The following is a 26540-nucleotide window of genomic DNA, read 5'->3' on the forward strand; positions in this document are numbered from 1 at the left end:
TAGCCTGTGAGGTTTTCCATGCCCGGCGCCCTGTCCCATATCCGCGTGCTCGACCTGTCCCGCGTGCTCGCCGGACCCTGGTGCGGGCAGATTCTCGGTGATCTCGGCGCCGAGGTGATCAAGGTCGAGCGCCCCGGCACTGGCGACGACACCCGTCACTGGGGCCCGCCCTATCTCCAGGATCAGCACGGCGAGAACACCTCGGAGGCGGCTTATTACCTGACCGCCAACCGCAACAAGCAGTCGCTGACCGTCGACTTCACCCGGCCCGAGGGTCAGCGCATCATCCGCGAGCTGGTGACGCAGTGCGATGTGCTGCTGGAAAACTTCAAGGTCGGCGGGCTCGCCGCCTACGGGCTGGATTATGAAAGCCTGAAGGCGATCAATCCGCGGCTGGTCTATTGCTCGATCACCGGTTTTGGCCAGGACGGGCCTTACGCCACACGTGCTGGCTACGACTTCATGATCCAGGGCCTAGGCGGGCTGATGAGCCTGACCGGCCGCAGCGATGCGGAGGAGGGCGCCGGGCCGGTGAAGGTCGGCGTGGCGCTGACCGATATCCTCACCGGCCTGTACGCCACCGTTGGCGTGCTCGCTGCGCTGGCACATCGCGAACGCAGCGGCGAGGGCCAGCATATCGACACGGCGCTACTCGACGTGCAGGTCGCCTGCCTCGGCAACCAGGCGCTCAACTACCTCACCACCGGCGTGGCGCCTAGGCGCATGGGCAATGCCCATCCGAACATCGTGCCCTATCAGGATTTCCCCACCGCCGATGGCGATATCATCCTCACCGTCGGCAATGACGGTCAGTTCCGCAAGTTCTGCGAGGTCGCCGGGCGGCCGGAGTGGGCGGACGATCCGCGCTTCGCCAGCAATCGCGCGCGGGTCGCCCATCGCGCCGAACTGATTCCGCTGATTCGTCAGGTCACGGTGTTCCGCACTACGGCCGAATGGGTCAGTGCGCTGGAGCAGGCCGGCGTGCCTTGCGGGCCGATCAACGACCTGGCCCAGGTGTTCAGCGACCCGCAGGTGCAGCACCGCGGGCTGAACGTCGAGATGCCGCACCCGCTGGCCGGCCACGTGCCGCAGGTGGCCAGCCCGCTGCGGCTGTCCGCTTCACCCGTGGATTACCGCATGCCGCCGCCACTGCTCGGCGAACACAGCGAGGCGCTGTTGCAGCGCCTGCTGGGCATGAATGACGAGCAGATTGCTGGCCTGCGCGCGGCCGGCGTCATCTAGCTCAGAAACCTTCCAGCACGATCTTGCCCTTGGCCTTGCCGCTTTCCAGCAGGGCATGGGCACGGCGCAGGTTGGCCGCGTTGATGGTGCCGAAGTGCTCGCCGAGGGTGGTGCGCAGCACGCCCTGATCGACCAGCTGGCTGACGCGCTGCAGCAGGTGGTGCTGCTCGACCATGTCCGGCGTCTCGAACAGTGAGCGGGTGAACATCAGTTCCCAGTGCAGGGACAGGCTCTTGCGCTTGAGCTTCATCACGTCCAGCGGTTGGGCCGGATCGTCGATCAGTGCCAGGCGGCCCTGCGGCGTCAGCGCCTCGACCAGCTGATCGAAGTGCTGATCGGTCTGGGTCAGGCTGGCGACATGGCTGACGCTGGCGAAACCGGCGCGCTGCAGCTCGGCGTACAACGGCTGACTATGGTCGATGACATGGTGCGCGCCGAGTTCACGCGCCCAGGCCTGGGTTTCCGGACGTGAGGCGGTGGCGATCACGCTGACCTCGGTGAGCTGACGGGCCAGCTGCAGCATGATCGAACCGACGCCGCCGGCGGCTCCGACGATCAGCAGCTGCTGCCCGGCGCCATGGCCCTCCACCAGTTGCAGGCGTTCGAACAGCAGCTCCCAGGCGGTGATGGCGGTCAGCGGCAGCGCGGCGGCCTCGGCGAAGCTCAGGCTCTGCGGCTTGCGTCCGACGATGCGCTCGTCCACCAGATGGCGTTCACTGTTGCCGCCCGCGCGGGCGATGGAGCCGGCGTAGAACACCTCGTCGCCGACCTTGAACAGGCTGACTTCGCTGCCCACCCCGACCACCACGCCGGCGACGTCCCAGCCCAGCACCTTCGGCTGACCGGCCTCGGGCTGGGTGTTGCGGCGTACCTTGGTGTCTACCGGGTTGACCGAGATGGCGCGCACCTCCACCAGCAGGTCTCGCGGGCCGGGCAGCGGCTCTGGTAGCTCCACGTCCTGCAGGGCACGGGGATCGTCGATGGCGAGGGATTCGAAATAGGCGACCGCTTTCATGCTGATGCTCCATTGGGTTCGGTTGAGTGCGGGCATGGTCGTTTATTTGACTCGGCGGAAAAACGGGGCGATAAGCGAGGCTCTTTCAACAGGATTTTGAAAATGCTGCGAATCGACGACCTCCAGCTGTTCGTCCGTACCGCCGACAGCGGTAGCCTTTCCGCGGCCGCGCGCGGGCTCGACGTGTCGCCGGCGGTGGCCAGTGCGGCCTTGAAGCGCCTGGAGGCGAGCCTGGGCGCGCGACTGTTCGTGCGCTCCACCCGCAGCCTGCGCCTGACTGCCGAGGGCGAGGCGTATCTGCTGCATGCCCGGGCAGCGCTGGCCAGCCTGCACGAGGGTGCCCAGGCGCTCGCTGGCGGGCGTGAGGCGATCAGTGGCGTGCTGCAGCTGTCGGCGCCATCGGATTTCGGTCGCAACGTCCTGCTGCCCTGGCTCGACGAATTCCAGGCGAGCCATCCGCAGTTGCAGCTGCGCCTGCTGCTGGGCGACGGCCTGACCGACCTGTTCCGCCAGCCGGTGGACCTGGTCCTGCGTTACGGCGAGCCGCAGGATTCGAGCCTGGTGGCGCTGCCGGTGGCGGCCGGCAATCGCCGGGTGCTCTGCGCTTCGCCGGCCTACCTGCAGCGCCACGGCGCGCCGCAGCGGCTGGATGAGTTGGCCGGGCACAACTGCCTGCGCTTCATGCTCGCCGGGCGCGTGCACGACCGCTGGTGCTTTCAGGAGGGCCGCCGGGCGCTCACGGTTCAGGTCAGCGGTGATCGGGTCAGCGACGATGCCGACGTGGTGCGACGCTGGGCCCTGGCCGGCGGTGGGCTGGCCTACAAGTCGTGGCTGGACATCGCCGATGACGTCGCCGCCGGGCGTCTGCAGGTCCTGCTGCCGGAACTGGGCGGCGAACCCGCGCCCTTGAATCTGCTCTGTGCCCATCGTGCGCAGTTGAGCCAGCCGGTGCGGCTGCTGCGCGAGCATCTGCAGCAGCGCTGCGCCGAGCTGTTGGCGCCCGCGCCCTGGCTGGCCGCTCGCTGAGCAGGACGCTGCGACGCTTCGCTCCGGTTGTTCGGCCTGAACTCTTGCGCCGGCTGGCTATCCTTAGAGGAACACTTCGGATCGATGGACGAACGGATCATGCGAACCCTGCGCTTCACCCACGCCTGGCAGCTGGCAGTCGTGCTTTTCATGTCGTCGCTGCTGGCCGGCTGCGGCATCAACAACATTCCGCAGTACGACGAGCAGGTGAAATCTGCCTGGGCCCAGGTGGAAAACCAGTACCAGCGGCGCGCCGATCTGGTCCCCAACCTGGTGGAAACGGTCAAGGGCTTCGCCCGCCAGGAGCAGGAGACCCTCACTGCGGTGATCGAGGCGCGCGCCAAAGCGACGTCGATCCAGGTCGATGCCAACACGCTGGACAACCCCGAGCAACTGCAGCGCTTCCAGCAGGCGCAGAATCAGCTGTCCGGTGCGCTGAGCCGGTTGATGGTGGTCTCCGAGCGCTATCCGGAACTCAAGTCCAACCAGAACTTCCTCGCCCTGCAGTCACAACTCGAAGGCACCGAGAACCGCATCGCGGTGGCCCGGCGTGACTTCATCGCCGCGGTGGAGCGCTACAACACCGAGATCCGCACCTTTCCCGGGCGCATCTGGCACACGCTGATGTACAGCGACATGCCGATTCGCGAGACCTTCGAGGCCACGGCGACCAATGCCGATCAGGCGCCGCAAGTGAAGTTCGAATGATCCGCGCGCTGTGCCTGCTCGGTCTGTTCCTGCTGGCTGGCCCGCTGGCCGCCCAGGAGCACGAGCTGCCGGCACTGACCGGGCGGGTGGTCGATCGCGCCGAGCTGCTCGATGCTCAGACCGAGGCACGCCTGACGAGCCTGCTGGCCGGTCATGAGCAGCGCAGCGGCGGCGAGCAGCTGGTGGTGGTCACCGTGCCGAACCTCGGCGGGCGCAGCATCGAGGCCTTTGGTGTCGAGCTCGGGCGCGCCTGGGGGATCGGGCAGAAGGGCAAGGACAACGGCGCGCTGCTGATCGTCGCGCGTGACGAGCGCCAGATTCGCATCGAGGTCGGCTACGGCCTGGAAGGTGAGCTCACCGATGCGCAGTCCTCGGTGATCATCAATCGCATCATGGTCCCGGCGTTTCGCGAAGGCGACTTTGCCCGCGGCATCCTCGATGGCGCGACGGCGATCATCCAGGTGCTCGGCGGCGAACCCCTGCCGGCCGAGCTGCGTCCGGTGATGCCGCTGCAGGGGGAGCGGCCCGGCGGGCTCGGATTGCTGTTGTTCTTCGGCATGCTGGTGGTGATCTTCCTGCTTGGCGGCGGTCGCGGAGGCCGCGGCGGTGGCGGGCGCGCCTTTCTGCTCGGGGCACTGCTCGGCAGCATGGGCCGCGGCGGTGGCTTCGGTGGCGGCGGCGGATTTGGCGGCGGCGGCTTCGGTGGAGGCGGCGGCGGCTTCGGTGGAGGCGGCGGTGGTTTCGGTGGCGGCGGCGCTTCCGGCGGCTGGTAAGGAGAGGACATGACGCTACTGAGCGAAAGCGAGCTGCAACAGGTCGCCGCGGCGATCGAGCGGGTCGAGGCACACACCGACGCCGAGCTGGTGACGGTGCTTGCCGCCCGCGCCGACGACTACCGCTATATCCCGCTGCTCTGGGCCAGCCTGATCGCCCTCTTGCTGCCCGGCGCGCTGCTATTCTTTAGCGGCTGGTTGAGCGCCTGGCAGCTGGTGCTGGTGCAATGGGCAACCTTCGTGGGGCTGGCGCTGCTATTTCGCCTGCCGGGCCTGACCACCCGGCTGATCCCGCCGGCGGTGCGCCGCTGGCGGGCCTGCAACCTGGCGCGCCGGCAGTTCCTCGAACTCAACCTGCACCACACCGAGGGCGAGACCGGCATGCTGATCTTCGTCTCCGAAGCTGAGCGCTACGTGGAAATCCTCGTCGACCGCGGTATTTCCCGCCGTATCGACAACAGCGCCTGGCAGGCGGTCGTCGCCGAGTTCACCGGGCGCGTGCGCGACGGGCAGGTCCTCGAAGGCTTCCTCACCTGCATCGAATCCTGCGGCGAGCTGCTGCGCGAGCAAGTGCCCAAGACCCATCCGCGCAACGAATTGCCCAACCGGCTGGTGGTGCTGGACTAGCACCGGCCGGGTGGCGCCGTGCCTGCCTGCGACGGGCAAGGCCGCGGCCGGGGCTTTCGGTGGCTGGCTTCGGCCATCCACCCCACGCGGCTCGCTGGAGCGTAAGGTGGAAAAACGCGCGCAGCGCTTTTCCACGTAATGGGCGAGGGCGCGCGGGCTCGAGTGGCAGGTGGCAAAGCTGGCGGCCAGGGCGTTCGGTGGTTGGCTTCGGCCATCCACCCTACGTGGCTTGCTGGAGCGTAGGTGGAAAATGCGCACGGCGCTTTTCCACGTAATGGGCGAGGGTGCGCGGGCTCGAGTGGCAGGTGGCGAAGCTGGCGGCCGGGGCTTTCGGTGGCTGGCTTCGGCCAGCCACCCTACGTGGCTTGCTGGAGCGCAGGGTGGAAAACGCGCGAGCGCTTTTCCACGCAGTGGGCGAGGGGCGCGCAGGTTCGGGTGGCGGGTGGCGAGGGCTGCGGGCGGGGCTTCCGGTGGATGGCTTCGGCCATCCACCCTACGCAGTGCCCGCAGGAGCGTAGAGTGGAAAACGCGCGCAGCGCTTTTCCACCGAAGCCGTTACCGGGGCGCGCCGACCTCAGGCCATCCCCGGCCCGTCGTCGCGCGGGTTGTCCTGCGGCGACAGCTCGAAATGCTCGGCATGCTCCAGTGCGCTGGCGGCGACGCGATCGATGGCATGCAGCGCATGGCCGACGATATGGCTGACGCTTGCCTCCTGCGGTACTTCCGGCAGGGTGGCGATGGCGGCATAGACGGCCTCGCCCGGTACCGTTTCCTCATCGAGCAGGCGCGTGGTGATCGCATCCAGTGCCGGACGGATGCGCTGCAGCAGCGCCAGGCAGTCGCGTTCGAGCTGGCGCAGCAGGTCGTCGGCGGCGCGGATGGCTTCGCCGGAATCGAACTCGATGTGCGCATCGCGCACCGCCTGCAGGCTGAGCAGCGAACCGCTCGGGCTCATGCCCAGCGCACCGACCATCGACAGGGCGATCTTCGAGGCTTCCTGCAGGTCCTGCCCGGCGCCGGACGACACCTCGTGGAAGTACAGCTGCTCGGCACCGCGGCCGGCGAGCAGCATCTGGATGCGCGCGCGCAGTTCCGAATGCAGGTGCAGGCGCTTGTCCTCGACCGGCGTGACCAGGGTGACGCCGAGCGCCTGGCCGCGCGGCAGGATGGTGACCTTTTCCACCCGGCCGACCTTCAGCGCCGCGGCGACCAGCGCGTGGCCGGCCTCGTGGACGGCGATGCGCTTGCGCTCGGTTTCCGACATCGGGCTGACGCCGGCGGGCTTTTCGCCGATGCGGCAGGTCTCGATGGCGTCGACGAAATGCCCCATGGCGACCGTACCGGCGCCGGCGCGGGCGGCCAGCAGGGCGGCATGGTTGACGATCTGGGCAATGGCCGCGGGCGTCAGGCCGACGGTATTGCGCGCCAGCTGGGCGAAGTCCAGGTCCTGCTCGGCGCGCACGCGGCCGGCATACAGGCGGAACAGCGCCTCGCGGTCATCGAGGCCGGGCAGGCCGACGGCGATGCTGCGGTCGAAGCGGCCTTCGCGCACCAGCGCCGGGTCCAGCGAGTTCGGAAAGTTGGTCGCGCCGAGCACCAACACGCCGCTGCTGCCGTCGAAACCGTCCAGCTCGGCGAGGAACTGGTTGATGATGCGGTTGCTCTCGGCATCGCTGGAGCGCTGTTGTTCGGCGCGCTTGCCGATGCCGTCGATCTCGTCGATGAAGATGATGCACGGTGCCTGCTTGCGCGCGGTGCGGAACAGCGACTTCACCTTCTGGATGCCGACGCCGAAGTACATCGAAGAGAAGTCGCTGCCGGTCACCTGGATGAAGCTGGCATTCGCTTCCCCGGCCAGCGCCTTGGCCAGCTGGGTCTTGCCGGTGCCGGGTTCGCCGGTCAGCAGCACGCCCTTGGGTGGGCGCGCGCCAAGCCGCGCATAGGCCTGCGGGTCGCGCAGGTAGGCGGTGACGTCGCGCAGCGCCTGCTTGGCCTCGCTGGCGCCGATCACGTCATCGAAGCCGACCTCGCTGCGCTTGCGCTGGATCTGGAAACCGCTGCTGCGCACCGCCAGGTAGACCAGCGCCAGAACCAGCACCAGGGCGAACGGTAGGTAGGGTACCAGCGGCTTGTACCAGCGGGCTTCGGCGTCGGTTTCATAGAGGGCCAGCGGGAACAGCCGGGTGGCGGCATCGGCGTACTGGCCGAGCAGCAGGCCGGCGGCGCGCCCGGAGATGTCCGGCACCCAGTAGCGGGCGCCGTCAACGGCGGTCACGTAGACCGCATCCGGGGCCAGGGCGGCACTCGCGATGCGCTGCTCGCGCAGGTCACCGATCAGGCGCGAAAGGTCGCCGCGGTTGGCCTGCCAGGGCTCGCGCGATGCCTGCAGCTCGGCCAGCATGGCAGCTGCGGTACCGGGCTCGGCGGGAGTCGCCGGTGGGGTGGAGCGGAGCGCCCAGAAAGCCAGCGCAGCGGCGCCGACCAGCAACAGGGCAACAAGCGCAAGGCCGCGTGGGCCTTGGAGCAGTCGTGGTTTCTTCATGTCACATCCAATCGGGCCAGCCCGATGCATCGATAAACAACCGCCGGTGGCGGACCACAGTTTTTTTACGCGGGTCGACCCGCAAGCACATCGGTACTGTGCTTTACGGCCGCAGGCTTATGGATGTGAGTTATGTGCTCGACCGCTGGTCGGTTTCCCCTTCCCGACTGCTGGCGAGGATACGGCAAGCACCGGTCAGCTTGGGGCGGTGCGACGAATGGACGACGCCTTTGCGACGAATGACCGGTGACGGACTGAACTCCTGATCATTCGGCGTGGGCGTCCGATTCGTTGTCGAAGGGTGCGCTGTTCACCTTTTTACCCATCGAGGGGGAATCTTGGGCCACCTGTTGCTGCCAGAGAGAGGCAGCCGCAACAGGGGAGGTTTGGCTAACCATGTATCGCGTTTTGCACGGGGTGGCTTTTGGCATATTGGTCGCCGTGGCGTTGCCCGGCGCGGCCGAGGCGTCTGCATTGCCCGAAGTGATCGGGCTGGTGCGCTCGGTCGATGGTGCGTCGCGGTTCATCAATCGGGGCCAGGTCGCCCCGGTTCGGCTCGGGCAAGCTCTGGTGGTCGGTGCCGTGCTGGAAACCGACCAGGGCCGCCTTGGCCTGGCCCTGAATGACGGCACGCGCCTGGTGCTGGGGCCGGATAGCCGACTGCGCCTGGCGGCCTTCGAGTTCGCCCCGGCGCGACGAGCGCTCGGTTTTCGCGCTCGGCTGGAGCGCGGCAGCCTCTATCTGAAGGGGGGTGAACTCACGCGCCTGGCGGAGGCGGCACTGCGCATCGATACCGCCGATGGCCAGGTCACGCTCGACGGAGCGGCCGGCGTGCTGGTGAGGGCCGGCCGATGAAGCCGTGGCATTGGTCGGTCTTATGGCTGCTGTCGGCGCTGGCTGGCTGTGGAACCAGCCGTGTCACCCTGCTCGAAGGGCCGGGCAGCGTGACGGTGGCGGAGGGCGAGCAGCGCTTGAGCCTGAAACAGCCGGGCGAGGCTGCCTGGTATTCCAACGGCGGCTGGCTACGCGGCACTGGCAGTCGCGACGAACCGGACTGGGTGAGCGCATCGTTGGCGCCGGCGCCGCTGCGATTTCGCCTGTACTTTCGTGACTGGAACGAGCTGACCGATGAGTCGCAGCGGGTTTACGCGCAGCTTCTGACGAGTCTGCGACAGCGCGCGCCGGCGATGGTCAGCGTGATCGGCCATACCGATACGCTTGGTGAGGCTGGCTATAACGAGCGGGTCGGGCTCAAGCGCGCCGGGCAGCTGGCCCGCAAGCTGCAGGCCAGTGGCATCGAGTTGTTGCAGCTACGGGTCGCTTCCCATGGCGAAGCGGACCCACTGCGGGCGACCCCGGATGAGACCTACGAGCCGCTCAATCGGCGCGTGGAGGTCTGGGTGCAGTAGCTTTCGAATGGTCGCCTGCGCGCCGCGTCGGCTACGACAGGACGCGCAGGCGGCTGGCTCAGTCGAGCACCATGATCGCATCCATTTCGACCTGCGCCGCCTTCGGCAGGGCGGCGACGCCGATGGCCGCGCGGGCCGGGTAGGGCTGTTCGAAGTAGCGGCTCATCACTTCGTTGACCGTGGCGAAGTTGCCAAGGTCGGTGAGGAAGATGTTCAGCTTGGCGACGTCCTTGAGCGAGCCGCCAGCCGCTTCAGCCACCGCCTTGAGGTTCTCGAACACCTGCACGGCCTGGGCTTCGAAGCCCTCGACCAGCTCCATGGTCTGAGGATTCAGCGGAATTTGCCCGGACAGGTAGACGGTGTTGCCGGTCTTGATGGCCTGGGAATAGGTGCCGATGGCGGCAGGCGCCTTGTCGGTGGAAATGACGGTGCGGGACATGGGATCTCCTTCGGGGGTGCGGCAAGCCTTGAGTGGCGAGCCTCAAGTGAAGAGCGAAAGCCGGGGACAAGGATTCTAACCCGGTATTGTGTGGAAACAGTGGCCGGCGGCTCGCGCCTGACTGCTCACCAGGATCCGTAGGGAATGCCGTGTTTTTCGATATAGGCTCTGGATTCGGGCTCTAATGGCAGTGCGTACTGGCCGCCGGTCGTGCCTTGGGATGGCCCCTTGGGCTCGATTTCCGCCTGGGCGCGCGGGACTTCGACGGGCCCGCCGCAGGTGCTCATGACCCAGCCCCTGACCACGCCGCCAGGGGCCAGGCCCAAGGCGAGGGCTTCACGGTATTCACTGGCGGGACAGGGCGGGTCGAGCCGCTCGCTCATCAGCTGTCGCGCGCGTTCGGGGATCTCGAGAATGACCCGGTAGGTCTGGGGCTCGGCCAGGGATTGCCAGCGCACGTAGATGCGCCGGGGTAGATCGGCGCCGTTGACGTAGCGACCTGCCCCCCAGGTCTTTCTCCAGCCGACGGCATTGCCTGTTCCATCGGTAGGCAAGTGCACGGATGCGGTGCCGCTGCCTACATGGAAAAACCTATATCCGCGAATATCTTCCACATCGGCGGTTTCTACCCAGACCTCCATATGGTCTGGAGCCAGGAAGCCCAGACGCCAGTACTTATAGGGCAGGCTTCCGGGGCCTCTCTCGGCGCAGCCGCCGAGAAACAGTAAGGCCAAGATGAGCGGCAACTTGGAGGCGGTCATGATCGCTTGCCTGCTCACCAAGAGCCGTAGGGGATACCGTGTTTTTCGATATAGGCTCTGGAGGTTTCCGAAAGCGGCCGATGGGCCCCCTGGGAGGTTCCTTCATAGGGGCCCTTTGGCTCGATTTCCGCCTGGGCGCGCAGGACTTCGATGGGCTCGCCGCAGGTGCTCATGACCCAGCCCCTGACCACGCCGCCCGGTGCGAGTCCCAAAGTGAGGGCATAACGGTAATCACTGGCTGGGCAGGGTGGATCAAGCCGTTCGCTCATCAATTGCCGGGCGCGTTCGGGAATGTCCAAGATCACCCGATAGGTCTGGGGTTCCGCTAGGGACTGCCACCGCACGTAGATGCGCTCGGGCAGATCGGCGCCATTGACGTGGCGCCCCGCACCCCTGCCGAAGCGTTCACCCCAACCGGCAGCGTTCCCTTGGCCTTCTGGCGGGGTGCGAACGGCCACTATGCCGCTACCTACGTGAAAAAAATTACGTCCACGAATATCTTTCACGCCGGCTGTCTCCACCCAAACCTCCATATAGTCCGGCGCCAGAAAACCCAGGTACCAGTATTTGTACGGCAGGCTTCCGGGGCCTCTCTCGGCGCTGGCACAGCCGCCGAGCAGCATAAGAAACAGGCCAAGCAGTGGTGCTCTCATCGCTTTTTCTCCTGGGGCCGGTCGGCATGGCGTGCCCGTCCGCGTTCGGCCGGGGCATTGACGAAGACCACATCGAGCAGGCTACCGCCACGTCCTGCAGCGGCGTTCCAATTGGCCGACAGGTGAATATAGCGCTGGCGCAGCAGGCGCTCCTCTTCCATATCCAGCGCGCCGTTGCCGCTTCTGGCCCAGGCCAGCAGCTTGCCGCTGATAGGTACAAGCTCTGCGGGTAGAGAGAGTTTGCTGTCTTGTTCGTCGATGAAATCGAGCGGAACGCCTGCTTCCACAGCAAGCGTATGCATGACCCGCAGATACACCCGCGAAAGGTGCCCGTAGACCCTGCGCTCCAGATAGGGCGCCTCCAGCACGTATTTCATCTGGTCGCCGCGTCCGCCGCTGGAGGGCATGAAGTGCTCCCAGACGTCCGTTCCTAGCTGCGCGGTGCGGTCATGTGGGTGGAGAAGGTCGGCCTGACGGGCGAGTTCGGTGTCCTGCTGCGCCTGTTGGTAGGCCAGGGTGTTGGATGGGGTGGTCGTTCGGCTGACCCAGTTGCTGCGTGGGCGTATGGGGTAGAGCCGCTCGCGGCACAGTGGCTGGTAGCCACCGCCCAGGTCCGAATGGGCGCCGGGCAGCACGATCTCTCGGTGCGGCGGGGAGACCTGGTTGAGGGCGAAGTTGCGCCGGTATTCGTCACGGGCGACTAGATGCACCACCTGGCGGGCCGCATCGGGCGCCAGATGGAGATCGATTCCGCCGTTGACGTCATCGCTGGGATCGCCCCAGTCGTCCCAGCCGCCGATAGCGGCCACGGTATCGAACAGACCGATGAAGTTGACGGCGACGTCGTTTCGCCAATCGAAGCTGCGCGTAACGCCGAGCTTGCCCGCTTGGCGCATTTCGCCCAATGGACCCCGCTCGCGCAGTAGCACCTGGTTGGCGAAATGCCGGGCTGCCGCAGCACCGCGGCTGAAACCGAAGATATCCAGTTCCAGCCGGGCCAGTAAGTGTTCGGGGTTTTCGTCCTTGAAATCTACCAATGCTTCTGCGAGAAGCGTTATGCCTTCCGCAACCTTGGCCAGTACCCCCGTCGCACCCTGGCCGAAGACCTGGCCGGGAAACAGGGTGTCTGGTTCGCCAGTGGTTGTACCGATACCGGTGACGTAGACCCGCAAGCTGGCATTGTTCGTCCTAGCGGGCAATGCCTGGCCCGAGTCATTCGGGTAGAGATCATACAGCCGCCAGATATTGCTCACATCGTTGGCGTAGCTGCTGTCCGGGTCGAGATGATGCGCTTCGCAGCGCTGGACCATGGCCAGCGCTTCCTGCTCGTCGAGGCCGAGCGCCGGTGCGCGACACTGGGCGCCGATGGCGCTGTTGGCGGCATTGTTGCCGGTGCCGTCGAAGAACACGCCGATGCGCAGGGTGATGGCCTGACGCTCCAGCTGCTGCGGCTGGTCGCCCAGCTCTTCCTCTTCGTCCTCTTCTTCCAGCCCCAGTGGGGCGAGGCCGCCGGGCTCTTCCTGCCAGGCACGGGCCATGGGGATGGCCGACCGTTGGGGCAAGGCGGGGCTGGCCAGCATGGCATGCGCGGAGGTGGCGATATTCAGCGGTTCGGGCGGCACGAAGGGGCTCGGCGTGTGTGAGGTGCCGATGATCACGGTGCCCGAGCCGCCGATCACCACGCTGCCGTGGTCGCCGAGGCTGCCCAGGGTGGCGGCTGGTTTGCCATTGATCAGCACATTGGGAACGAGATTGCTCGACAGGGTGCTGCCGCAGCCGGTGCTGTCGCCAGCGCGGGCGGCGGGTAGGCCGTCGAAGAAAACATCGGGCGAGCCGCTCGCGATGGGGTTGTTCCCATGCCCGGTCTTCGGGCAGCTGCTGGAATCGCCCAGGCGGGCGGCGGGTTTGCCGGACATGACCAATTTCCTTATCGGTATGCGAGGCGGCACCTTGCCTAAACAGGCGAGTGGTTCGCAAGCGGGCTGCCGGTTTTCAAGAGCTGGTTCGCAATCGCCCGTGTTCATGGGTGGCGGATGAACCGTCGTGGCGCGACAAGGCCTCGCCCGGTTTGCGCAGGCGGAAACTGTGGTGCGCCTCAAGCGACAAGGCAAAGCGGAGTCAGGGTGGATGTGAAAGCGACATCCACCCTAGGTTCGTCGGCCGATACGGTTAAGCCTTGACGCGGGTGATCCGCGTGACGCCCTTGATGGTGCGCAGCTTCTTGATCACGCGTGCCAGATGCACGCGGTCGTGCACGCTGACCACCAGCTGCACGACGCTGATGCGGCCATCGCGTTCGTCCATGCCGATCTTCTCGATATTGCCGTCGGCGGCATTGACGCTGCCGGCGAGCAGGGCGATGAGGCCGCGCTGGTGTTCGAGCTCGATGCGCAATTCGACGTTGAATTCGCCGGTGACGTCCTTCGACCAGGACAGCTGGATGCACTTGTCCGGGTTGTGGCGAACCTCGCTGATGTTCCGGCAGCTCTCCTGATGCACCACCATGCCCTTGCCGGCCGACAGGTGACCGACGATCGGGTCGCCCGGAATCGGAGTGCAGCACTTGGCATAACTGAGGACCAGGCCCTCGGTGCCACGGATTGCCAGCGGGCTCTCGTCGGCCGGAGCCTGTTCGCCCTCGCTGGCAATCAGTCTGCGAGCGATGACGTAGGCCATGCGATTGCCCAGGCCGATGTCCTCGAGCAGGTCGTCCATCGAGTCGACCTGGTATTCGGCGACGGTCTGGCGGATGCGCTCGGGGCCGATCTTCTCCAGGCTGGTCTCGAAGCCGGCGAGAACCTTGTTCAGCAGGCGTTCGCCGAGGTTCACCGACTCGGAGCGACGCTGCAGCTTGAGCGCATGGCGGATGTGGGTGCGAGCCTTGCCGGTGACGACGAAGTTCAGCCAGGCCGGGTTCGGCCGTGCGCCCGGAGCGGTGACGATTTCCACCGTCGAGCCGCTTTCCAGGGGTTGCGAGAGCGGCGCCAGGCGACGGTTGACGCGGCAGGCGATACAGGTGTTGCCAACGTCGGTGTGTACCGCATAGGCGAAGTCGACGGCGGTCGAGCCCTTGGGCATCTCCATGATGCGGCCCTTGGGAGTGAAGACATAGACCTCGTCCGGAAACAGGTCGATCTTCACGCTCTCGATGAATTCCAGCGAATTGCCGGCGCGCTGCTGCAGTTCCAGCACGCCCTTGACCCACTGCCGTGCCCGTGCGTGGGTGCCCTTGGGCGTTTCCTCGCCGTTGGATTTGTACAGCCAGTGCGCAGCGATCCCGTTGTTGGCCATCTCTTCCATTTCGCGGGTGCGGATCTGGATCTCGATGGGCACGCCATGCATACCGAACAGGGTCGTGTGCAGGGACTGGTAGCCGTTGGCCTTGGGGATCGCGATGTAATCCTTGAAACGGCCGGGCAATGGCTTGTACAGGTTGTGCACGGCGCCGAGCACGCGGTAGCAGGTGTCCACCTTGTCGACGACGATGCGGAAGGCATAGACGTCCATGATCTCGTTGAACGCCCGGCGCTTGCCGCGCATTTTCTTGTAGATGCTGTAGAGGTGCTTTTCGCGGCCCATCACCTCGCCTTCGAGCCCTTCGCGCTCGAGGCAGTGGATCAGCGATTCCTCGATCTTCTCGACGATTTCGTTGCGATTGCCGCGCGCCCGGCGCACGGCAGCGCGGATGCGCTCGGAGCGCATCGGGTGCATCGCCTTGAAGCCCAGGTCTTCGAACTCCACGCGCATGGTATGCATGCCCAGGCGGTTGGCGATCGGGGCGTAGATTTCCAGCGTTTCCTTGGCGATGCGGCGACGCTTCTCCCCGGCCAGTACCTCGAGGGTGCGCATGTTATGCAGACGGTCGGCGAGCTTGACCAGGATGACGCGAATGTCGCGGGCCATGGCCATGGCCATCTTCTGGAAGTTTTCCGCCTGCGCTTCGGCCTTGGACTGGAAGTCCATCTGGGTCAGCTTGCTGACGCCGTCGACCAGTTCGGCGACGGTTTCGCCGAACTGCGCAACCAGGGCTTCCTTGGGAATGCCGGTATCCTCGATCACGTCATGCAGCATCGCGGCCATCAGGCTCTGATGATCCATGTGCATGTCGGCGAGGATGTTGGCGACTGCCAGCGGGTGCGTGACGTAGGCTTCGCCACTGCGCCGACGCTGGCCGTCATGGGCCTGCTCGGCATAGAAATAGGCGCGGCGGACCAGGTTGACCTGGTCCGGGCCGAGGTAGGTCGACAGGCGATCAGCCAGGGCGTCTATGGCTGGCAAGGCGTTGCTCCTTGCCGGCAGGCTTCGAGTGATGCAGCTCGACGTCGACCGGGCATTGATCAGATGGTCTCGTTCGGCTCTTCCTCGTATTGGACGAAGAGCGGTTCTTCATCAACGATCTCGTCCTGGGCGATCACGTCGTAATCGACCAGGCCCGAGGCGATTTCGCGCAGGGCGACGACGGTCGGCTTGTCATTTTCCCAGCCTACCTTCGGCTCCTTGCCGCCGGTGGCCAGCTGGCGCGCGCGCTTGGTGGCCAGCATGACCAGCTCGAAGCGGTTCTCGACGTTGTCCAGGCAATCTTCAACGGTAACGCGTGCCATGGTGTTCCTCGTGATCAATAGCGATAAGGCATGCCCGTGCGGGCGAGCGGACGGAATAGTCTAAAAAATCACCAGCTTTTAGGGAAGCGGCAAAAGCGGGCCGAGGCTGCCGTGCCCGGTCAGGCTAACAGCTGCTCGAGCAACTGGCGATAGCGCTGCTGCTGGCTTTGCTGGTGCAGGCGGTTGGCGCGAAAGATCGACTGCAGGTCGCTCAGCGCGTGGCTGAAGTCGTCGTTGATCACCAGGTAGTCGTATTCGACGTAGTGACTCATTTCGCTGACCGCCTCGCGCATGCGCCGCTCGATGATCTCCTCGCTGTCCTGGCCGCGGTTGTTCAGGCGCTGACGCAATGCTTCCTGGGTCGGCGGGAGAATGAAGATCGATTTGGCCTGCGGCATCAGCTTGCGCACCTGCTGGGCGCCTTGCCAGTCGATTTCGAGAATCAGGTCGAAACCCTCGGCCAGGGTCTGCTCCAGACAGCGCTGCGAGGTGCCGTACAGGTTGCCGAAGACTTCGGCATGCTCGAGAAACTCATCCTGCGCCAGGCGCTCGAGGAACTCCTCGCGACTGACGAAGTGGTAGTTCACCCCGTCCACTTCGCCCGGGCGCATTGCGCGCGTGGTGTGCGAGACCGAGACGCGGACCTGCGGCTGGGCGTCGATCAGCGCCTTGACCAGGCTGGTCTTGCCGGCGCCGGAAGGTGCGGAAATGATGTAGAGCGTACCGGTGGTGGCGGGCATGACGGGTTCCTGCGAAAGCGGCGGTTGAATCGGATCAGGGTTGTCGGGCTATTCGATGTTCTGGACTTGCTCGCGCATCTGCTCGATGAGGACCTTCAGGTTGACCGCCGCCTGGGTACTGCGTGGGTCGAAGGCTTTCGAGCCGAGCGTGTTGGCCTCGCGGTTGAGCTCCTGCATCAGGAAATCCAGTCGCCGCCCGGCCGCGCCACCGGCACCGAGCACCCGCTTGACCTCGCCGACATGAGTGCTGAGACGGTCGAGTTCCTCGGCAACATCGCTCTTCTGCGCGAGCAGGACCATCTCTTGCTCCAGGCGCTGGGGGTCGATCTCCAGCTGCATTTCGCTGCAGCGATCAAGAATCTTCTGCCGTTGCGCAGCCAACATCTGCGGCACTTGCTCGCGCAAGGTGGCGACCTGTTCGAGGATGCCTTCGAGGCGCTCGTCGATCAGTCGGGCGAGTTCCTCGCCTTCGCGCTGGCGGCCCTGGCGAAGTTGCCCGAGCGCCATGTGGAAGAGCTTCAGTGCGCTCTGGTTGAGCGCCTGGGGATCCGCGGATTCGGCGACGAGCACGCCCGGCCAGGCGAGCACGTCGAGCGGTGAGATCGGTGCGGACTGGTCGATCAGCTCGGCCACCGACTGGGCGGCCTCGATCAGTTGGCGGGCGCGCTCGGTATCGACCTGCAGCCCGCTGCCGGCTTTCTCCTCGGCAAAGCGCAGGGTGCATTCGACCTTGCCGCGCGACAGCCCTTTGCGCAGAGCGTCGCGCACGGGGCCTTCGAGATCACGAAACGCCTCGGGCAGACGCAGGTGTGGCTCCAGGTAGCGATGGTTGACCGAGCGGATTTCCCAGCTGAGGGTGCCGTGGGGGCCGGCCTGCTCGCTGCGGGCGAATGCCGTCATGCTGTGGACCATCGGTTGCCTCTCGTAGCCGGTTGCGAAAAGCAGGCGATTGTAAAGGAAAATGGCGCGCTGCGTGGTCGTCGCGCCGGGCGGGCAGTCGTTTTTCCGGGCCAGGCTTCTATAATGGCGGCCAATACCCCAGACCAGACAGGATTATTCCATGAAGCGTCCCAGTGGCCGTGCTGCAGATCAGCTGCGCTCGATCAGCATCACCCGCAACTACACCAAGCATGCCGAAGGCTCTGTCCTGGTTGAATTCGGTGACACCCGGGTCATCTGTACCTGCAGCGTCGAGTCGGGCGTGCCGCGCTTTCTCAAGGGTCAGGGGCAGGGTTGGCTGACCGCGGAATACGGCATGCTGCCGCGGGCTACCGGCGAGCGCAATCAGCGCGAGGCCAGTCGAGGCAAACAGGGCGGCCGCACCCTGGAAATCCAGCGCCTGATCGGGCGCTCGCTGCGGGCGGCGCTGGACATGAGCAAGCTCGGTGAGAACACCTTGTTCATCGATTGCGACGTGATCCAGGCCGACGGTGGCACTCGCACGGCATCGATCACCGGCGCGATGGTGGCGCTGGTCGATGCCCTGGCATTGATGAAGAAGCGCGGTGCGCTCAAGGGAGGCGATCCGGTCAAGCAGATGGTGGCGGCCGTCTCGGTCGGTATCTACCAGGGGCAGCCGGTGCTCGATCTGGACTATCTCGAAGACTCGGCTGCCGAGACCGACCTGAACGTGGTGATGACCGATGCCGGTGGTTTCATCGAGGTTCAGGGCACTGCCGAAGGTGCCGCGTTCCAGCCGCACGAGCTCAACGCCATGCTGGAGCTGGCCCAGAGCGGCATGCGCGAGTTGTTCGAAGTGCAGCGCCTGGCGCTGAGCGTCTGAGGTCATTGCCATGAGCGACCAGCCACCGGTCCCAGTGCCCAGTCGTGAGGCGCGGCAGTGGGCGATGCTCTGTCACTACGCAGCGTTCTTCTGGTTTCTGGCGCCGATGATCGGCAACGTCGTCGGGCCGCTGCTGGTCTGGCAACTGAAGAAGGATCTCGATCCCTTCGTCGATCAGCAGGGCAAGGAGGCGCTGAATTTCCAGATCACCTTCAGCATCCTGATGATGATTTGCGGCGTGCTCGCATGGATCATCATCGGCTTTCCGCTGATGGTGCTGGTCAGTGTGGTGGCGCTGGTGCTGGTGATCATCGCCGGCATTCGCGCCAACGAAGGCAAGCCCTATCGCTATCCGTTCTGCTGGCGGCTGGTGAAATAGCCGGTTGCCGCGCGTGGTAGAGACCGCGCGCCATGCGCGCGGTCTGCATCAGAGGCTCAGCGTCCAGTCGTAATCGACGATCACCGGAGCATGCTGAGAAAAGCGCGGTTGGCGCGGAAGGCGGGCGCTACGGACGAAACGGCGCAGCCCGGGCGTGAGGATCTGATAGTCGAAGCGCCAGCCGAGGTTGAGCATCTCGGCCTGCTCGGTATCGGGCCACCAGCTGAAAAGATCGCCCTCGCGATTCACTTCACGCAGTGCATCGACATAGCCCATGGTGCCAAACACTTCGTCCAGCCAGGCGCGTTCCGGCGCGAGGAAACCGGGGCTCTGCTGGCAATCACGCCAGTTCTTCACATCGAGCTTCTGGTGCGCGACGTAGAGCGAGCCGCAGTACAGGTATTCACGGCGCTTGCGGCGCTGCTTGTCCAGGTAATGGGCGAAGTCATCCATGAACTTGAATTTCTGGTTCAGGCTGGCGTCGCCACTCTGGCCCGAAGGCAGCAGCAGGCTGGCGATGCTGACCTTGTCGAAATCGGCCTGCAGGTAACGGCCGTAGCGGTCGGCCATTTCGAAGCCGAGCCCAGTGATGACGGCCTTCGGCTGCAGTCGCGAATACAGCGCGACGCCTCCCTGTTCGGGGATTTCGGCATCGCATGAGTAGAGGAAGTAACCGTCGAGCTGGTAGGCCGGGTCGTCGAGTTCCACAACGGAGGCGCGGGTATCCTGCAGACAGATGACATCGGCATTCTGCGCCTGCAGCCAGCTGAGCAAGCCTCGCTGAGCTGCGGCTTGAATGCCATTCACATTGACGCTGATGATCCGCATAAATGGCCCCTAAAAACACGTGCGTGTATGATAACCCAACCTTTTCGCAATTAGCTAAACCGCTGTTTTCGGGGCTTTTCCTACATGCAGGCGTACCAGCGCGAGTTCATCAGTTTTGCCATCGAGCGTGGGGTACTGCGCTTCGGTCAGTTCACGCTCAAGTCCGGGCGAACCAGCCCCTACTTCTTCAATGCCGGTCTGTTCAATAGCGGTAAGGCCCTGGCTCAGCTTGGAAAGTTCTACGCTGCGGCGGTTGCCGACAGTGGCATCGATTTCGACGTCATCTTCGGGCCTGCCTACAAAGGCATTCCGCTGGCGGCGGCGACAGCGATTGCCCTGGCCGAGCACCATCAGCTTGATCTGCCGTGGTGCTTCAATCGCAAGGAAGCCAAGGATCATGGCGAGGGCGGTACGCTGGTCGGCGCGCCACTCAACGGGCGCGTGCTGATCATTGACGACGTGATCACCGCCGGCACCGCGATCCGTGAGGTGATGCAGATCATTCATGGTCAGCGGGCGCAGGCTGCGGGGGTGGTGATCGCGCTGAACCGTCAGGAGCGTGGACAGGGCGAACTGTCGGCGATCCAGGAAGTCGAGCGCGACTACGCGATGCCGGTGATCAGTATTGTGTCGCTGTCGCAAGTCCTGGAATATCTCGCCGGCGATAATCAGCTCAAACAGCACCTGCCCGCGGTCGAGGCCTATCGCGAGCAATACGGAATCTGACTCTGCAGGACTCCACTTCCCATGCCGACATCGCGCGCCCTGCTTGCTCTGCTTTCAGCGGTTATCTTGATGGCGGCGAACCATGCCTGCGCCGAGCTGTACCGCTATACGAACGAGCGCGGAGTGGTGGTGCTCGATCGTCAGGGTGTGCCGCCGCAGCATGTCGCGCGCGGCTATGAGGTGCTGAATGAGCAAGGGCGGGTGATCCAGGTCGTGCCACCGGCACCGACCGCGGCGCAACGCCAGCGCTTGCTCGAAGAGCGACAGCGCGCCGAGGCCGATGCCCGGCTGTTGCGGCTGTATGCCAGCGTCGAGGATGTAGAGCGGGCCAAGGCGCGCAAGCTGGCCGAGCTCGAGAGCGTCATCGGCATCGCGCGCGGCAACCTGCAGTCGCTGCGTTCGCAGCACGCCAGCCTTCGCCAGCAGGCTGCCAATCATGAGCGCTCGGGGCGCCGCGTGCCGGAGAACCTGCTGGCGCAGATCGCCAACCTCGAGCAGGAGCAGGCCGGCCTGCAGCGCGACCTGCAGCGCTACGAGGCCGCCCGGGCCGAGGCGGAAAGTGCCTTCAGTCAGGAACGCCAGCGCGTGGCCGAGCTGCTCGGCGATCGCTGAACGCGATTCTTGACCGCACGCAAGAACGGTTGGCCGCTAACAAACAAGCCGCTCTGGATCAATGCTTTTAAGGTATTGATGAGTATTCCCCGTTAGGTCTGTACCTTTCGCCGCGAATTTTTCGACGGTGAGTTTTCGCATGAAAGATAGCGACCTAAGCAGTTATCCGGAGCGGCATAAGCCGTACTCCGAGTTCGCGTCGCGCAGCGATTATCTGGAACACGAGCTGCAGATCATGGCCCCGCGGCGCTGGAAGCCGAACCTGCCCTGGCGCGATTACCGCTTCGAGGTCGAGGACTGGGTGCCTGCCATGGCGGCGACGATCGGCAAGATCGTCATGGTGGCAGCGGTGGTCGCGGCGTTTGCCGGTCCGCTCGGCTTGTCGAACGCGTTCGTCATCGAGAACGTCCGCTTCGAGATGCTGATCGCGGCGGTGCTGTTCGTGGTGCTGTTCTCCGGCTTTCTCAATCCGACCGCCAACCTGGCTGGGACGCACGGCCCGCTGATTCCCTTGATTCCGCTGATCGTCGCCTCCGGCGGTCATCCCATGGCGTTGGGGCTGATGGTCGGTGTGCTCGGCTTTGCGCTTGGCGTGGCGAAGGGCGGAAGCCTGCTGGCGCGCCTGACCAGTGACGGTGTGTGCGGAGGCCTGTTGCTCTATCTCGGCTTCATAGGGGTGACCTCGCAGATCCAGAAGCTGTTCGCCTGGGCCAACGGTTTCGACCTGGGTTACATCGCCTTTGTCGTGGTGCTTTCGACGATCGTCATGTATGCCTACCTTGAGCACATCCGCATGCGCTGGCTGGCGATCCCGCTGGGCGCCGTGCTGGCGGCGGTCATCGCCTTCGCGCTGGGCGCGCCGTTCGAGTTCTCTACCGAGCCAGGAATTCCCAACCTCAACCCGGCCTATTGGTGGGGCGAGAACAGCGGCTGGCAGCTCGGCCTTCCGGAATTGCACCACTTCGTTGCGGTGGCGCCCTTCGCCGTGCTCGCCGTGGCGATGTGGTCACCGGACTTCCTCGGTCATCGCGTGTTCCAGCAGCTCAACTATCCGCCGCGCACGGACAAGGTGCTGATGAACATCGACGACACCATGTGCGTCGCCGCGGCACGCCAGGCGGTGGGCACGGCGCTCGGTGGCGGCAACCTGGCGTCGTCCTGGGGCACCTACATGGTGCCGGCGGCGATCGCCAAGCGGCCGATTCCGGCAGGCGCGGTACTCACCGGTCTGCTCTGCATCGTGGCGGCGATTCTCGGCTATCCGATGGACCTCGCCATCTGGCCGCCGGTGCTTTCCGTGGCGCTGCTGGTCGGTGTGTACCTGCCGCTGCTGGAGGCCGGCATGCAGATGACCCGTGAGGGCAAGACCTCGCAGTCGGCAGCGATCGTGGTGTTCTCCTCGGCCCTGGTCAACCCGGTGTTCGGCTGGTCGCTGACGGTGCTGCTCGACAACCTCGGGCTGATCGGCGACAAGGAGCGCGGGCGGAGCCTGAGCCACATGCATCGCTGGGTGATTCCGTCGATCGTGTTCGTCCTGCTGTGCGCCGTGATGCTGGGTATCGGCATGTTCCCGGGAATACCGGCACTGTTCGAGTCGTTCCGCGTCCAGCACTGAGCGGCCGGCATGAAAAAGGGGAGCCTGTGGCTCCCCTTTTTTCGTCTCGGCGCCGGTCGCTCAGCCGGCCTTGTTGGTGATCAGCGTGCCGACACCCACGTCGGTGAAGATCTCCAGCAGTACCGCATTGGGAACGCGGCCGTCGATGATATGCGCGCTGGTCACGCCTCCCTGCACTGCATCGAGGGCGCAGCGGATCTTTGGCAGCATGCCGCCATAGATGGTGCCATCGGCGATCAAGGCATCGACCTGCTCGGTTGACAGGCCGGTGAGCACCTGGCCCTGCTTGTCCATCAGTCCGGCGATATTGGTCAGCAGCATCAGTTTCTCGGCCTTGAGTGCCTCGGCGACCTTGCCGGCGACAAGGTCGGCATTGATGTTGTAGGACTCGCCGTGCTCACCAACGCCGATCGGCGCGATCACCGGGATGAAGTTGCCCTTGACCAGCATCTCCAGCAGCTCGGTGTTCACCCCGGTCACCTCGCCGACATGACCGATGTCGATGATTTCCGGCTTGGTCATCTCTGGCGTCTGGCGCGTGGCCTTGAGCTTCTTCGCCCGGATCAGCCCGGCGTCCTTGCCGGTCAGGCCGATAGCGCTGCCACCGTGCTGGTTGATCAGGCTGACGATGCTCTTGTTGACCTGGCCACCGAGCACCATTTCGACCACATCCATCGTCTGGCTGTCGGTTACCCGCATGCCGTCGATGAAGTGACTTTCGATGTTCAGGCGCTTGAGCAGGTCGCCGATCTGCGGCCCGCCGCCGTGCACCACCACCGGATTGATCCCCACGGCCTTCATCAGCACCACGTCACGCGCGAAGCCGGTCTTGAGCTCCTCGCTTTCCATCGCGTTGCCGCCGTACTTGATCACCAGGGTCTTGCCGACGAAGCGGCGAATGTAGGGCAGCGCCTCGGAGAGTACCTTGGCGAATTGGGTGGCAGCTTCACGGCTGAGGGTCATGCAGGGCTCCGCAGATCAGAACGGCAGTTTCAGGTCGGGTGCAACGTTGAGCAGCTGAGCTCGGAACACGGTCTGGATGCGGCTGAGCTCTTCTTCGGTATCGGCCTCGAAGCGCAGCACCAGGACGGGTGTGGTGTTGGAGGCGCGAACCAGGCCCCAGCCCTTGGGATAGTCGACCCGCACACCGTCGAGGGTGGTCAGGTTGGCCTCGCCCCACTGGGCATCGCGTTGCAGGGCGTCAATGATGGTGAATTTGCTTTCTTCTGTCACTGTGATGTTGATCTCCGGGGTGGAGACGTCGCACGGGAACGCCGCGAACACCTGCTCAGCGTCACGCTTGTCCAGGCTGAGGATTTCCAGCAGGCGGGCGGCGCTGTAAATGCCGTCGTCGAAACCGAACCAGCGCTCCTTGAAGAAGATGTGTCCGCTCATCTCGCCGGCGAGCAAGGCGCCGGATTCCTTCATCTTCTTCTTGATCAGCGAATGGCCGGTCTTGTACATCACCGGGCGGCCGCCGTAGCCGCTGATCAGCGGGGTCAGGCGGCGGGTGCACTTGACGTCGAAGATGATGTCGGCCCCGGGGTTGCGCGACACGACGTCCTTGGCGAACAGCATCAGCAGACGGTCGGGATAGATCAGCGTGCCAGCGTTGGTCACCACGCCGACGCGATCGCCGTCGCCGTCGAAGGCCAGGCCCAGGTCGGCTTTCTCGGCCTTCACCCGGGCGATCAGGTCGACCAGGTTTTCCGGCTTGCCCGGATCCGGGTGATGGTTGGGGAAGTTGCCGTCGACCTCGCAATACAGCGGGATGACCTTGCAGCCCAGTGCCTCGATCAGCCTGGGCGCGATGACGCCGGCGACGCCGTTGCCGCAGTCGACCACCACGCGAAGCGGCTTGGCCATGGCGATGTCGCCACGAATCTGATCGAAATAGCGGTCGAGCACGTCGACCTGCTCGACCGAGCCGACGCCTTCGCTGAGGTCATTGTTCTCGATGCGCTGGCGCAGCACCTGAATCTGCTCATTGGCCAGGGTGTCGCCAGCGATGACAATCTTGAAGCCGTTGTAGTCCGGCGGGTTGTGGCTGCCGGTAAGCATCACGCCAGAGCGTCCGGCGAGGATATTGGCGGCGTAATAGAGCACCGGCGTCGGCACCATGCCGATGTCGCTGACATGGCAGCCGCTGTCCACCAGGCCCTGTATCAGGTGTTGCACCAGCTCGGGGCCGGAAAGGCGTCCGTCGCGGCCGACGGAAACGTTGGGTTCGCCTTTGGCCAGGCTTTCGGAGCCGATGGCCCGGCCGATCCAGTAAGCGGTCTCGCTGGTCAGGCTGTCGCCGACGACGCCACGAATGTCGTACGCGCGGAAGATGCTGGCGGGCAAGTTCGGGGCTTTGGCGCTACTCATTGCGTTCTCTCGCTCCTTGATGTCGAGGCCGAAGGGATCCTGGTCCTCGTCGAGAATATCGATGTCGAGCACGTCGGTTGGCGGCAGGCGCGGATCGACGTGCTCGCTGGATGGGGCTCGCTGTGCGGAGGACGCCGCAACAGCCGGTTTGCTGCTGACTGCCGAGGCGGTTTGGCGGAACGGCAGGCGCGCCATGTTCCTGGCCAGTGCGTCGAGCGCTGGCAGGCTCAAGGTCGGTAGTTGGATGACCTTGCCATTGGAGAGTTCCTGCAGCAGCCGGCCGATTTGCAGCACGTCCTGACGCAGGCGACGTTGCTGGGCCCCCAGCACCAGTTGCAGTCCGATCAGTACCCCGGCCAACGCCAGCAGCACGGCGGCGGCAAGGGTCAGTGGCGCAATGCCTTCGCGGCTCGATGCTGGCTGGAACTGCAGGTGCCAGTTGGGGTTGCTGCTGGGCAGGTTCAGAGACGGCGCAGCCCCGTTGCCAGTGCCTTGTCGCGTCAGCACCTGTGTCGACGAACCACTGAATTGCTGGGTGATCTGCAGCTGCCCGGCGGCGGCCGGCAGCCTGGGTAGCGTGCCGAGCAGACGATTCAGCTCGATCACGCGCAGCAGGGTGCCCTGTGGCGGCTGCAGCGGATCGGGCTGCACTGCCGCGACGCTGTAGACCAGCCAGCGATCACCGACCTTGTAGGCTTCGGGGGCCGGATGCTTGCCCGCTTCGGCACGCTGCAGCAGGTCGAGCGCGGCGAAGTTCATCGGGCCGGGCCGCGTGCTGTCCGGCCTGGCCTTGGCGCGTGGATTGAGATGAACGTCGACCACCCCTGACGGGTAGCGCAGGCTGCGTTCCGCCGCGGCGATCTGCTCGCCATCGGCGCTGGCCAGCGCTTCGAGCACCACCGGGCTGGCGGCTGCCGTCTGGGTGTCGGCCGCCAGCTGACGCAGGGCCTGATCGAGCGCACTGGCCTGGCTCTGCCCCCAGGCCATGGCAACCTGCTGTTGTTGCTCGCGCTGCTGGCTTTGCAGGCCGAACCAGAGCACCGCGGCGGCGGCGAGCAGGCCGGCTAGCGCAGCCGCCAGGCCAGGCAGCAGTGGTGCGAGCGGCGAGGCGCCACGTGCGGCGGGTTCGGGGCGGGCCGGATTCAGTGCGCCTGAGTCCTTGGCATTGCGCTTGAAGAACGGCATGGGGCTCCTCGTTTTCGTCCTGAAAGTCTGCCGGCGGTGGGTATCTTGTTCAGCGGGTGCCGGAGTGGCCGAATCCGCCGCTGCCGCGCGCGCTGTCGTCGAACTGCTCGACCAGCTCGAACTGAGCCTGGATCACCGGTACCAGCATCAGCTGAGCGATACGCTCACCCACGGCGATGCGAAAGGTGCTCTGGCCACGGTTCCAGCACGAGACCATCAGCTCGCCCTGGTAATCCGAGTCGATCAGCCCGACCAGATTGCCGAGCACTATGCCGTGCTTGTGACCGAGGCCCGAGCGCGGAAGGACCAGCGCGGCCAGCGAAGGGTCACCGATGTGGATCGACAGACCCGTGGGAATCAGCAGGGTCTGGCCAGGCTCCAGGGTGGCGTCTTCCTGCAGCATGGCGCGCAGGTCGAGGCCGGCAGAGCCGGGGGTTGCGTACTCGGGCAGCGGGAAGTCGCGGCCCAGGCGGGAGTCGAGGATCTTGGCTTGGAGCTTGTGCATG

Annotated in this window: 26 protein-coding genes; 12 read left to right on the forward strand and 14 right to left on the reverse strand. The window is 65.3% G+C overall.

What is annotated here, in order from left to right:
• Positions 1-18: 18 nt before the first annotated feature.
• Positions 19-1242, forward strand: coding sequence for a CaiB/BaiF CoA transferase family protein (locus CL52_RS02010; protein WP_023444566.1), 1224 nt, complete (start codon positions 19-21; stop codon positions 1240-1242).
• A 1-nt stretch (position 1243) separates the two neighbouring features.
• Here the strand turns inward: CL52_RS02010 and CL52_RS02015 are convergent, their stop codons facing one another.
• Entirely contained in the window at positions 1244-2257 is a 1014-nt protein-coding gene (locus tag CL52_RS02015; protein WP_023444567.1) for a zinc-binding alcohol dehydrogenase family protein, read from the reverse strand.
• Between the two features lie 102 nt (positions 2258-2359).
• Here CL52_RS02015 and vimR point away from each other — a divergent pair, with 102 nt between their 5' ends.
• From vimR to CL52_RS02035, 4 genes are all read left to right on the forward strand, one after another.
• Positions 2360-3283, forward strand: a complete 924-nt coding sequence (gene vimR, locus CL52_RS02020; RefSeq protein WP_043218117.1) for a transcription regulator VimR — start codon at positions 2360-2362, stop codon at positions 3281-3283.
• A 99-nt stretch (positions 3284-3382) separates the two neighbouring features.
• Positions 3383-3991, forward strand: a complete 609-nt coding sequence (locus tag CL52_RS02025; RefSeq protein WP_043222867.1) for a LemA family protein — start codon at positions 3383-3385, stop codon at positions 3989-3991.
• Positions 3988-4764 carry a TPM domain-containing protein gene (locus CL52_RS02030; protein WP_043218119.1) on the forward strand — a complete coding sequence of 259 codons (777 nt, stop codon included), beginning with the start codon at positions 3988-3990 and terminating at the stop codon, positions 4762-4764. The genes CL52_RS02025 and CL52_RS02030 overlap by 4 nt, the downstream gene beginning before the upstream one ends.
• Positions 4765-4773: 9 nt before the next feature.
• Positions 4774-5391, forward strand: coding sequence for a TPM domain-containing protein (locus CL52_RS02035; protein WP_043218120.1), 618 nt, complete (start codon positions 4774-4776; stop codon positions 5389-5391).
• Positions 5392-5965: 574 nt separating this feature from the next.
• Here the strand turns inward: CL52_RS02035 and CL52_RS02040 are convergent.
• Positions 5966-7933 carry an AAA family ATPase gene (locus tag CL52_RS02040; RefSeq protein ID WP_043218121.1) on the reverse strand — a complete coding sequence of 656 codons (1968 nt, stop codon included), beginning with the start codon at positions 7931-7933 and terminating at the stop codon, positions 5966-5968.
• A gap of 396 nt (positions 7934-8329) precedes the next feature.
• On the opposite strand from CL52_RS02040, the gene CL52_RS02045 reads away from it, so the two are divergent.
• Both CL52_RS02045 and CL52_RS02050 read left to right on the forward strand, forming a co-directional pair.
• Complete coding sequence (locus CL52_RS02045) at positions 8330-8788, forward strand: FecR domain-containing protein (protein WP_063613242.1); 459 nt, start codon at positions 8330-8332, stop codon at positions 8786-8788.
• Entirely contained in the window at positions 8785-9342 is a 558-nt protein-coding gene (locus CL52_RS02050; protein WP_043218122.1) for an OmpA family protein, read from the forward strand. The genes CL52_RS02045 and CL52_RS02050 overlap by 4 nt, the downstream gene beginning before the upstream one ends.
• A gap of 58 nt (positions 9343-9400) precedes the next feature.
• On the opposite strand, the gene ridA is transcribed toward CL52_RS02050, so the two are convergent.
• From ridA to CL52_RS02090, 8 genes are all read right to left on the reverse strand, one after another.
• Complete coding sequence (ridA, locus tag CL52_RS02055) at positions 9401-9781, reverse strand: RidA family protein (protein ID WP_043218123.1); 381 nt, start codon at positions 9779-9781, stop codon at positions 9401-9403.
• 125 nt (positions 9782-9906) lie between these two features.
• Entirely contained in the window at positions 9907-10542 is a 636-nt protein-coding gene (locus CL52_RS02060) for a DUF2931 family protein (protein ID WP_043218124.1), read from the reverse strand.
• Positions 10543-10556: 14 nt separating this feature from the next.
• Positions 10557-11195, reverse strand: a complete 639-nt coding sequence (locus CL52_RS02065) for a DUF2931 family protein (RefSeq protein WP_043218127.1) — start codon at positions 11193-11195, stop codon at positions 10557-10559.
• Positions 11192-13111: a PAAR domain-containing protein gene (locus CL52_RS02070; RefSeq protein ID WP_043218128.1), complete on the reverse strand. Its 1920-nt coding sequence runs from the start codon at positions 13109-13111 to the stop codon at positions 11192-11194. Before CL52_RS02070 ends, CL52_RS02065 begins: the two co-directional genes overlap by 4 nt.
• A gap of 253 nt (positions 13112-13364) precedes the next feature.
• Positions 13365-15473 carry a bifunctional GTP diphosphokinase/guanosine-3',5'-bis pyrophosphate 3'-pyrophosphohydrolase gene (gene spoT, locus CL52_RS02075; protein WP_043218129.1) on the reverse strand — a complete coding sequence of 703 codons (2109 nt, stop codon included), beginning with the start codon at positions 15471-15473 and terminating at the stop codon, positions 13365-13367.
• Positions 15474-15532: 59 nt separating this feature from the next.
• Positions 15533-15796 carry a DNA-directed RNA polymerase subunit omega gene (gene rpoZ / locus CL52_RS02080; RefSeq protein WP_043218131.1) on the reverse strand — a complete coding sequence of 88 codons (264 nt, stop codon included), beginning with the start codon at positions 15794-15796 and terminating at the stop codon, positions 15533-15535.
• A 119-nt stretch (positions 15797-15915) separates the two neighbouring features.
• Positions 15916-16536, reverse strand: a complete 621-nt coding sequence (gene gmk, locus CL52_RS02085; protein WP_043218132.1) for a guanylate kinase — start codon at positions 16534-16536, stop codon at positions 15916-15918.
• A gap of 48 nt (positions 16537-16584) precedes the next feature.
• The gene (locus CL52_RS02090; protein WP_043218133.1) at positions 16585-17448 is read right to left on the reverse strand and encodes a YicC/YloC family endoribonuclease; all 864 of its coding nucleotides are present in this window, start codon (positions 17446-17448) and stop codon (positions 16585-16587) included.
• 148 nt (positions 17449-17596) lie between these two features.
• On the opposite strand from CL52_RS02090, the gene rph reads away from it, so the two are divergent.
• Positions 17597-18319, forward strand: a complete 723-nt coding sequence (gene rph, locus CL52_RS02095; RefSeq protein ID WP_043218135.1) for a ribonuclease PH — start codon at positions 17597-17599, stop codon at positions 18317-18319.
• A gap of 10 nt (positions 18320-18329) precedes the next feature.
• Positions 18330-18698 carry a DUF4870 domain-containing protein gene (locus CL52_RS02100; protein ID WP_043218136.1) on the forward strand — a complete coding sequence of 123 codons (369 nt, stop codon included), beginning with the start codon at positions 18330-18332 and terminating at the stop codon, positions 18696-18698.
• Positions 18699-18746: 48 nt separating this feature from the next.
• On the opposite strand, the gene crc is transcribed toward CL52_RS02100, so the two are convergent.
• Positions 18747-19526 carry a catabolite repression control protein Crc gene (crc, locus tag CL52_RS02105; protein WP_043218137.1) on the reverse strand — a complete coding sequence of 260 codons (780 nt, stop codon included), beginning with the start codon at positions 19524-19526 and terminating at the stop codon, positions 18747-18749.
• A gap of 84 nt (positions 19527-19610) precedes the next feature.
• On the opposite strand from crc, the gene pyrE reads away from it, so the two are divergent.
• The 3 genes from pyrE to CL52_RS02120 all read left to right on the forward strand — a co-directional run bounded on the left by pyrE (position 19611) and on the right by CL52_RS02120 (position 22479).
• The gene (gene pyrE / locus CL52_RS02110; protein WP_043218138.1) at positions 19611-20252 is read left to right on the forward strand and encodes an orotate phosphoribosyltransferase; all 642 of its coding nucleotides are present in this window, start codon (positions 19611-19613) and stop codon (positions 20250-20252) included.
• Positions 20253-20321: 69 nt separating this feature from the next.
• Positions 20322-20864: a DUF4124 domain-containing protein gene (locus CL52_RS02115; protein WP_143008615.1), complete on the forward strand. Its 543-nt coding sequence runs from the start codon at positions 20322-20324 to the stop codon at positions 20862-20864.
• Between the two features lie 139 nt (positions 20865-21003).
• Positions 21004-22479 carry a DUF3360 family protein gene (locus CL52_RS02120; RefSeq protein WP_074519800.1) on the forward strand — a complete coding sequence of 492 codons (1476 nt, stop codon included), beginning with the start codon at positions 21004-21006 and terminating at the stop codon, positions 22477-22479.
• A 60-nt stretch (positions 22480-22539) separates the two neighbouring features.
• On the opposite strand, the gene argB is transcribed toward CL52_RS02120, so the two are convergent.
• Genes argB through dut form a run of 3 tightly spaced genes read right to left on the reverse strand, consistent with a single transcriptional unit; the run spans position 22540 to position 26539 of the window.
• Positions 22540-23442 carry an acetylglutamate kinase gene (argB, locus tag CL52_RS02125; RefSeq protein WP_043218143.1) on the reverse strand — a complete coding sequence of 301 codons (903 nt, stop codon included), beginning with the start codon at positions 23440-23442 and terminating at the stop codon, positions 22540-22542.
• A 15-nt stretch (positions 23443-23457) separates the two neighbouring features.
• Positions 23458-26034, reverse strand: a complete 2577-nt coding sequence (locus CL52_RS21720) for a phosphomannomutase/phosphoglucomutase (protein ID WP_043218145.1) — start codon at positions 26032-26034, stop codon at positions 23458-23460.
• Between the two features lie 49 nt (positions 26035-26083).
• Entirely contained in the window at positions 26084-26539 is a 456-nt protein-coding gene (gene dut / locus CL52_RS02135; RefSeq protein WP_043218148.1) for a dUTP diphosphatase, read from the reverse strand.
• Between the last annotated feature and the right edge of the window lies 1 nt (position 26540).

This window comes from Stutzerimonas balearica DSM 6083 (genome assembly GCF_000818015.1).
GTDB classification, from domain to species: domain Bacteria; phylum Pseudomonadota; class Gammaproteobacteria; order Pseudomonadales; family Pseudomonadaceae; genus Stutzerimonas; species Stutzerimonas balearica.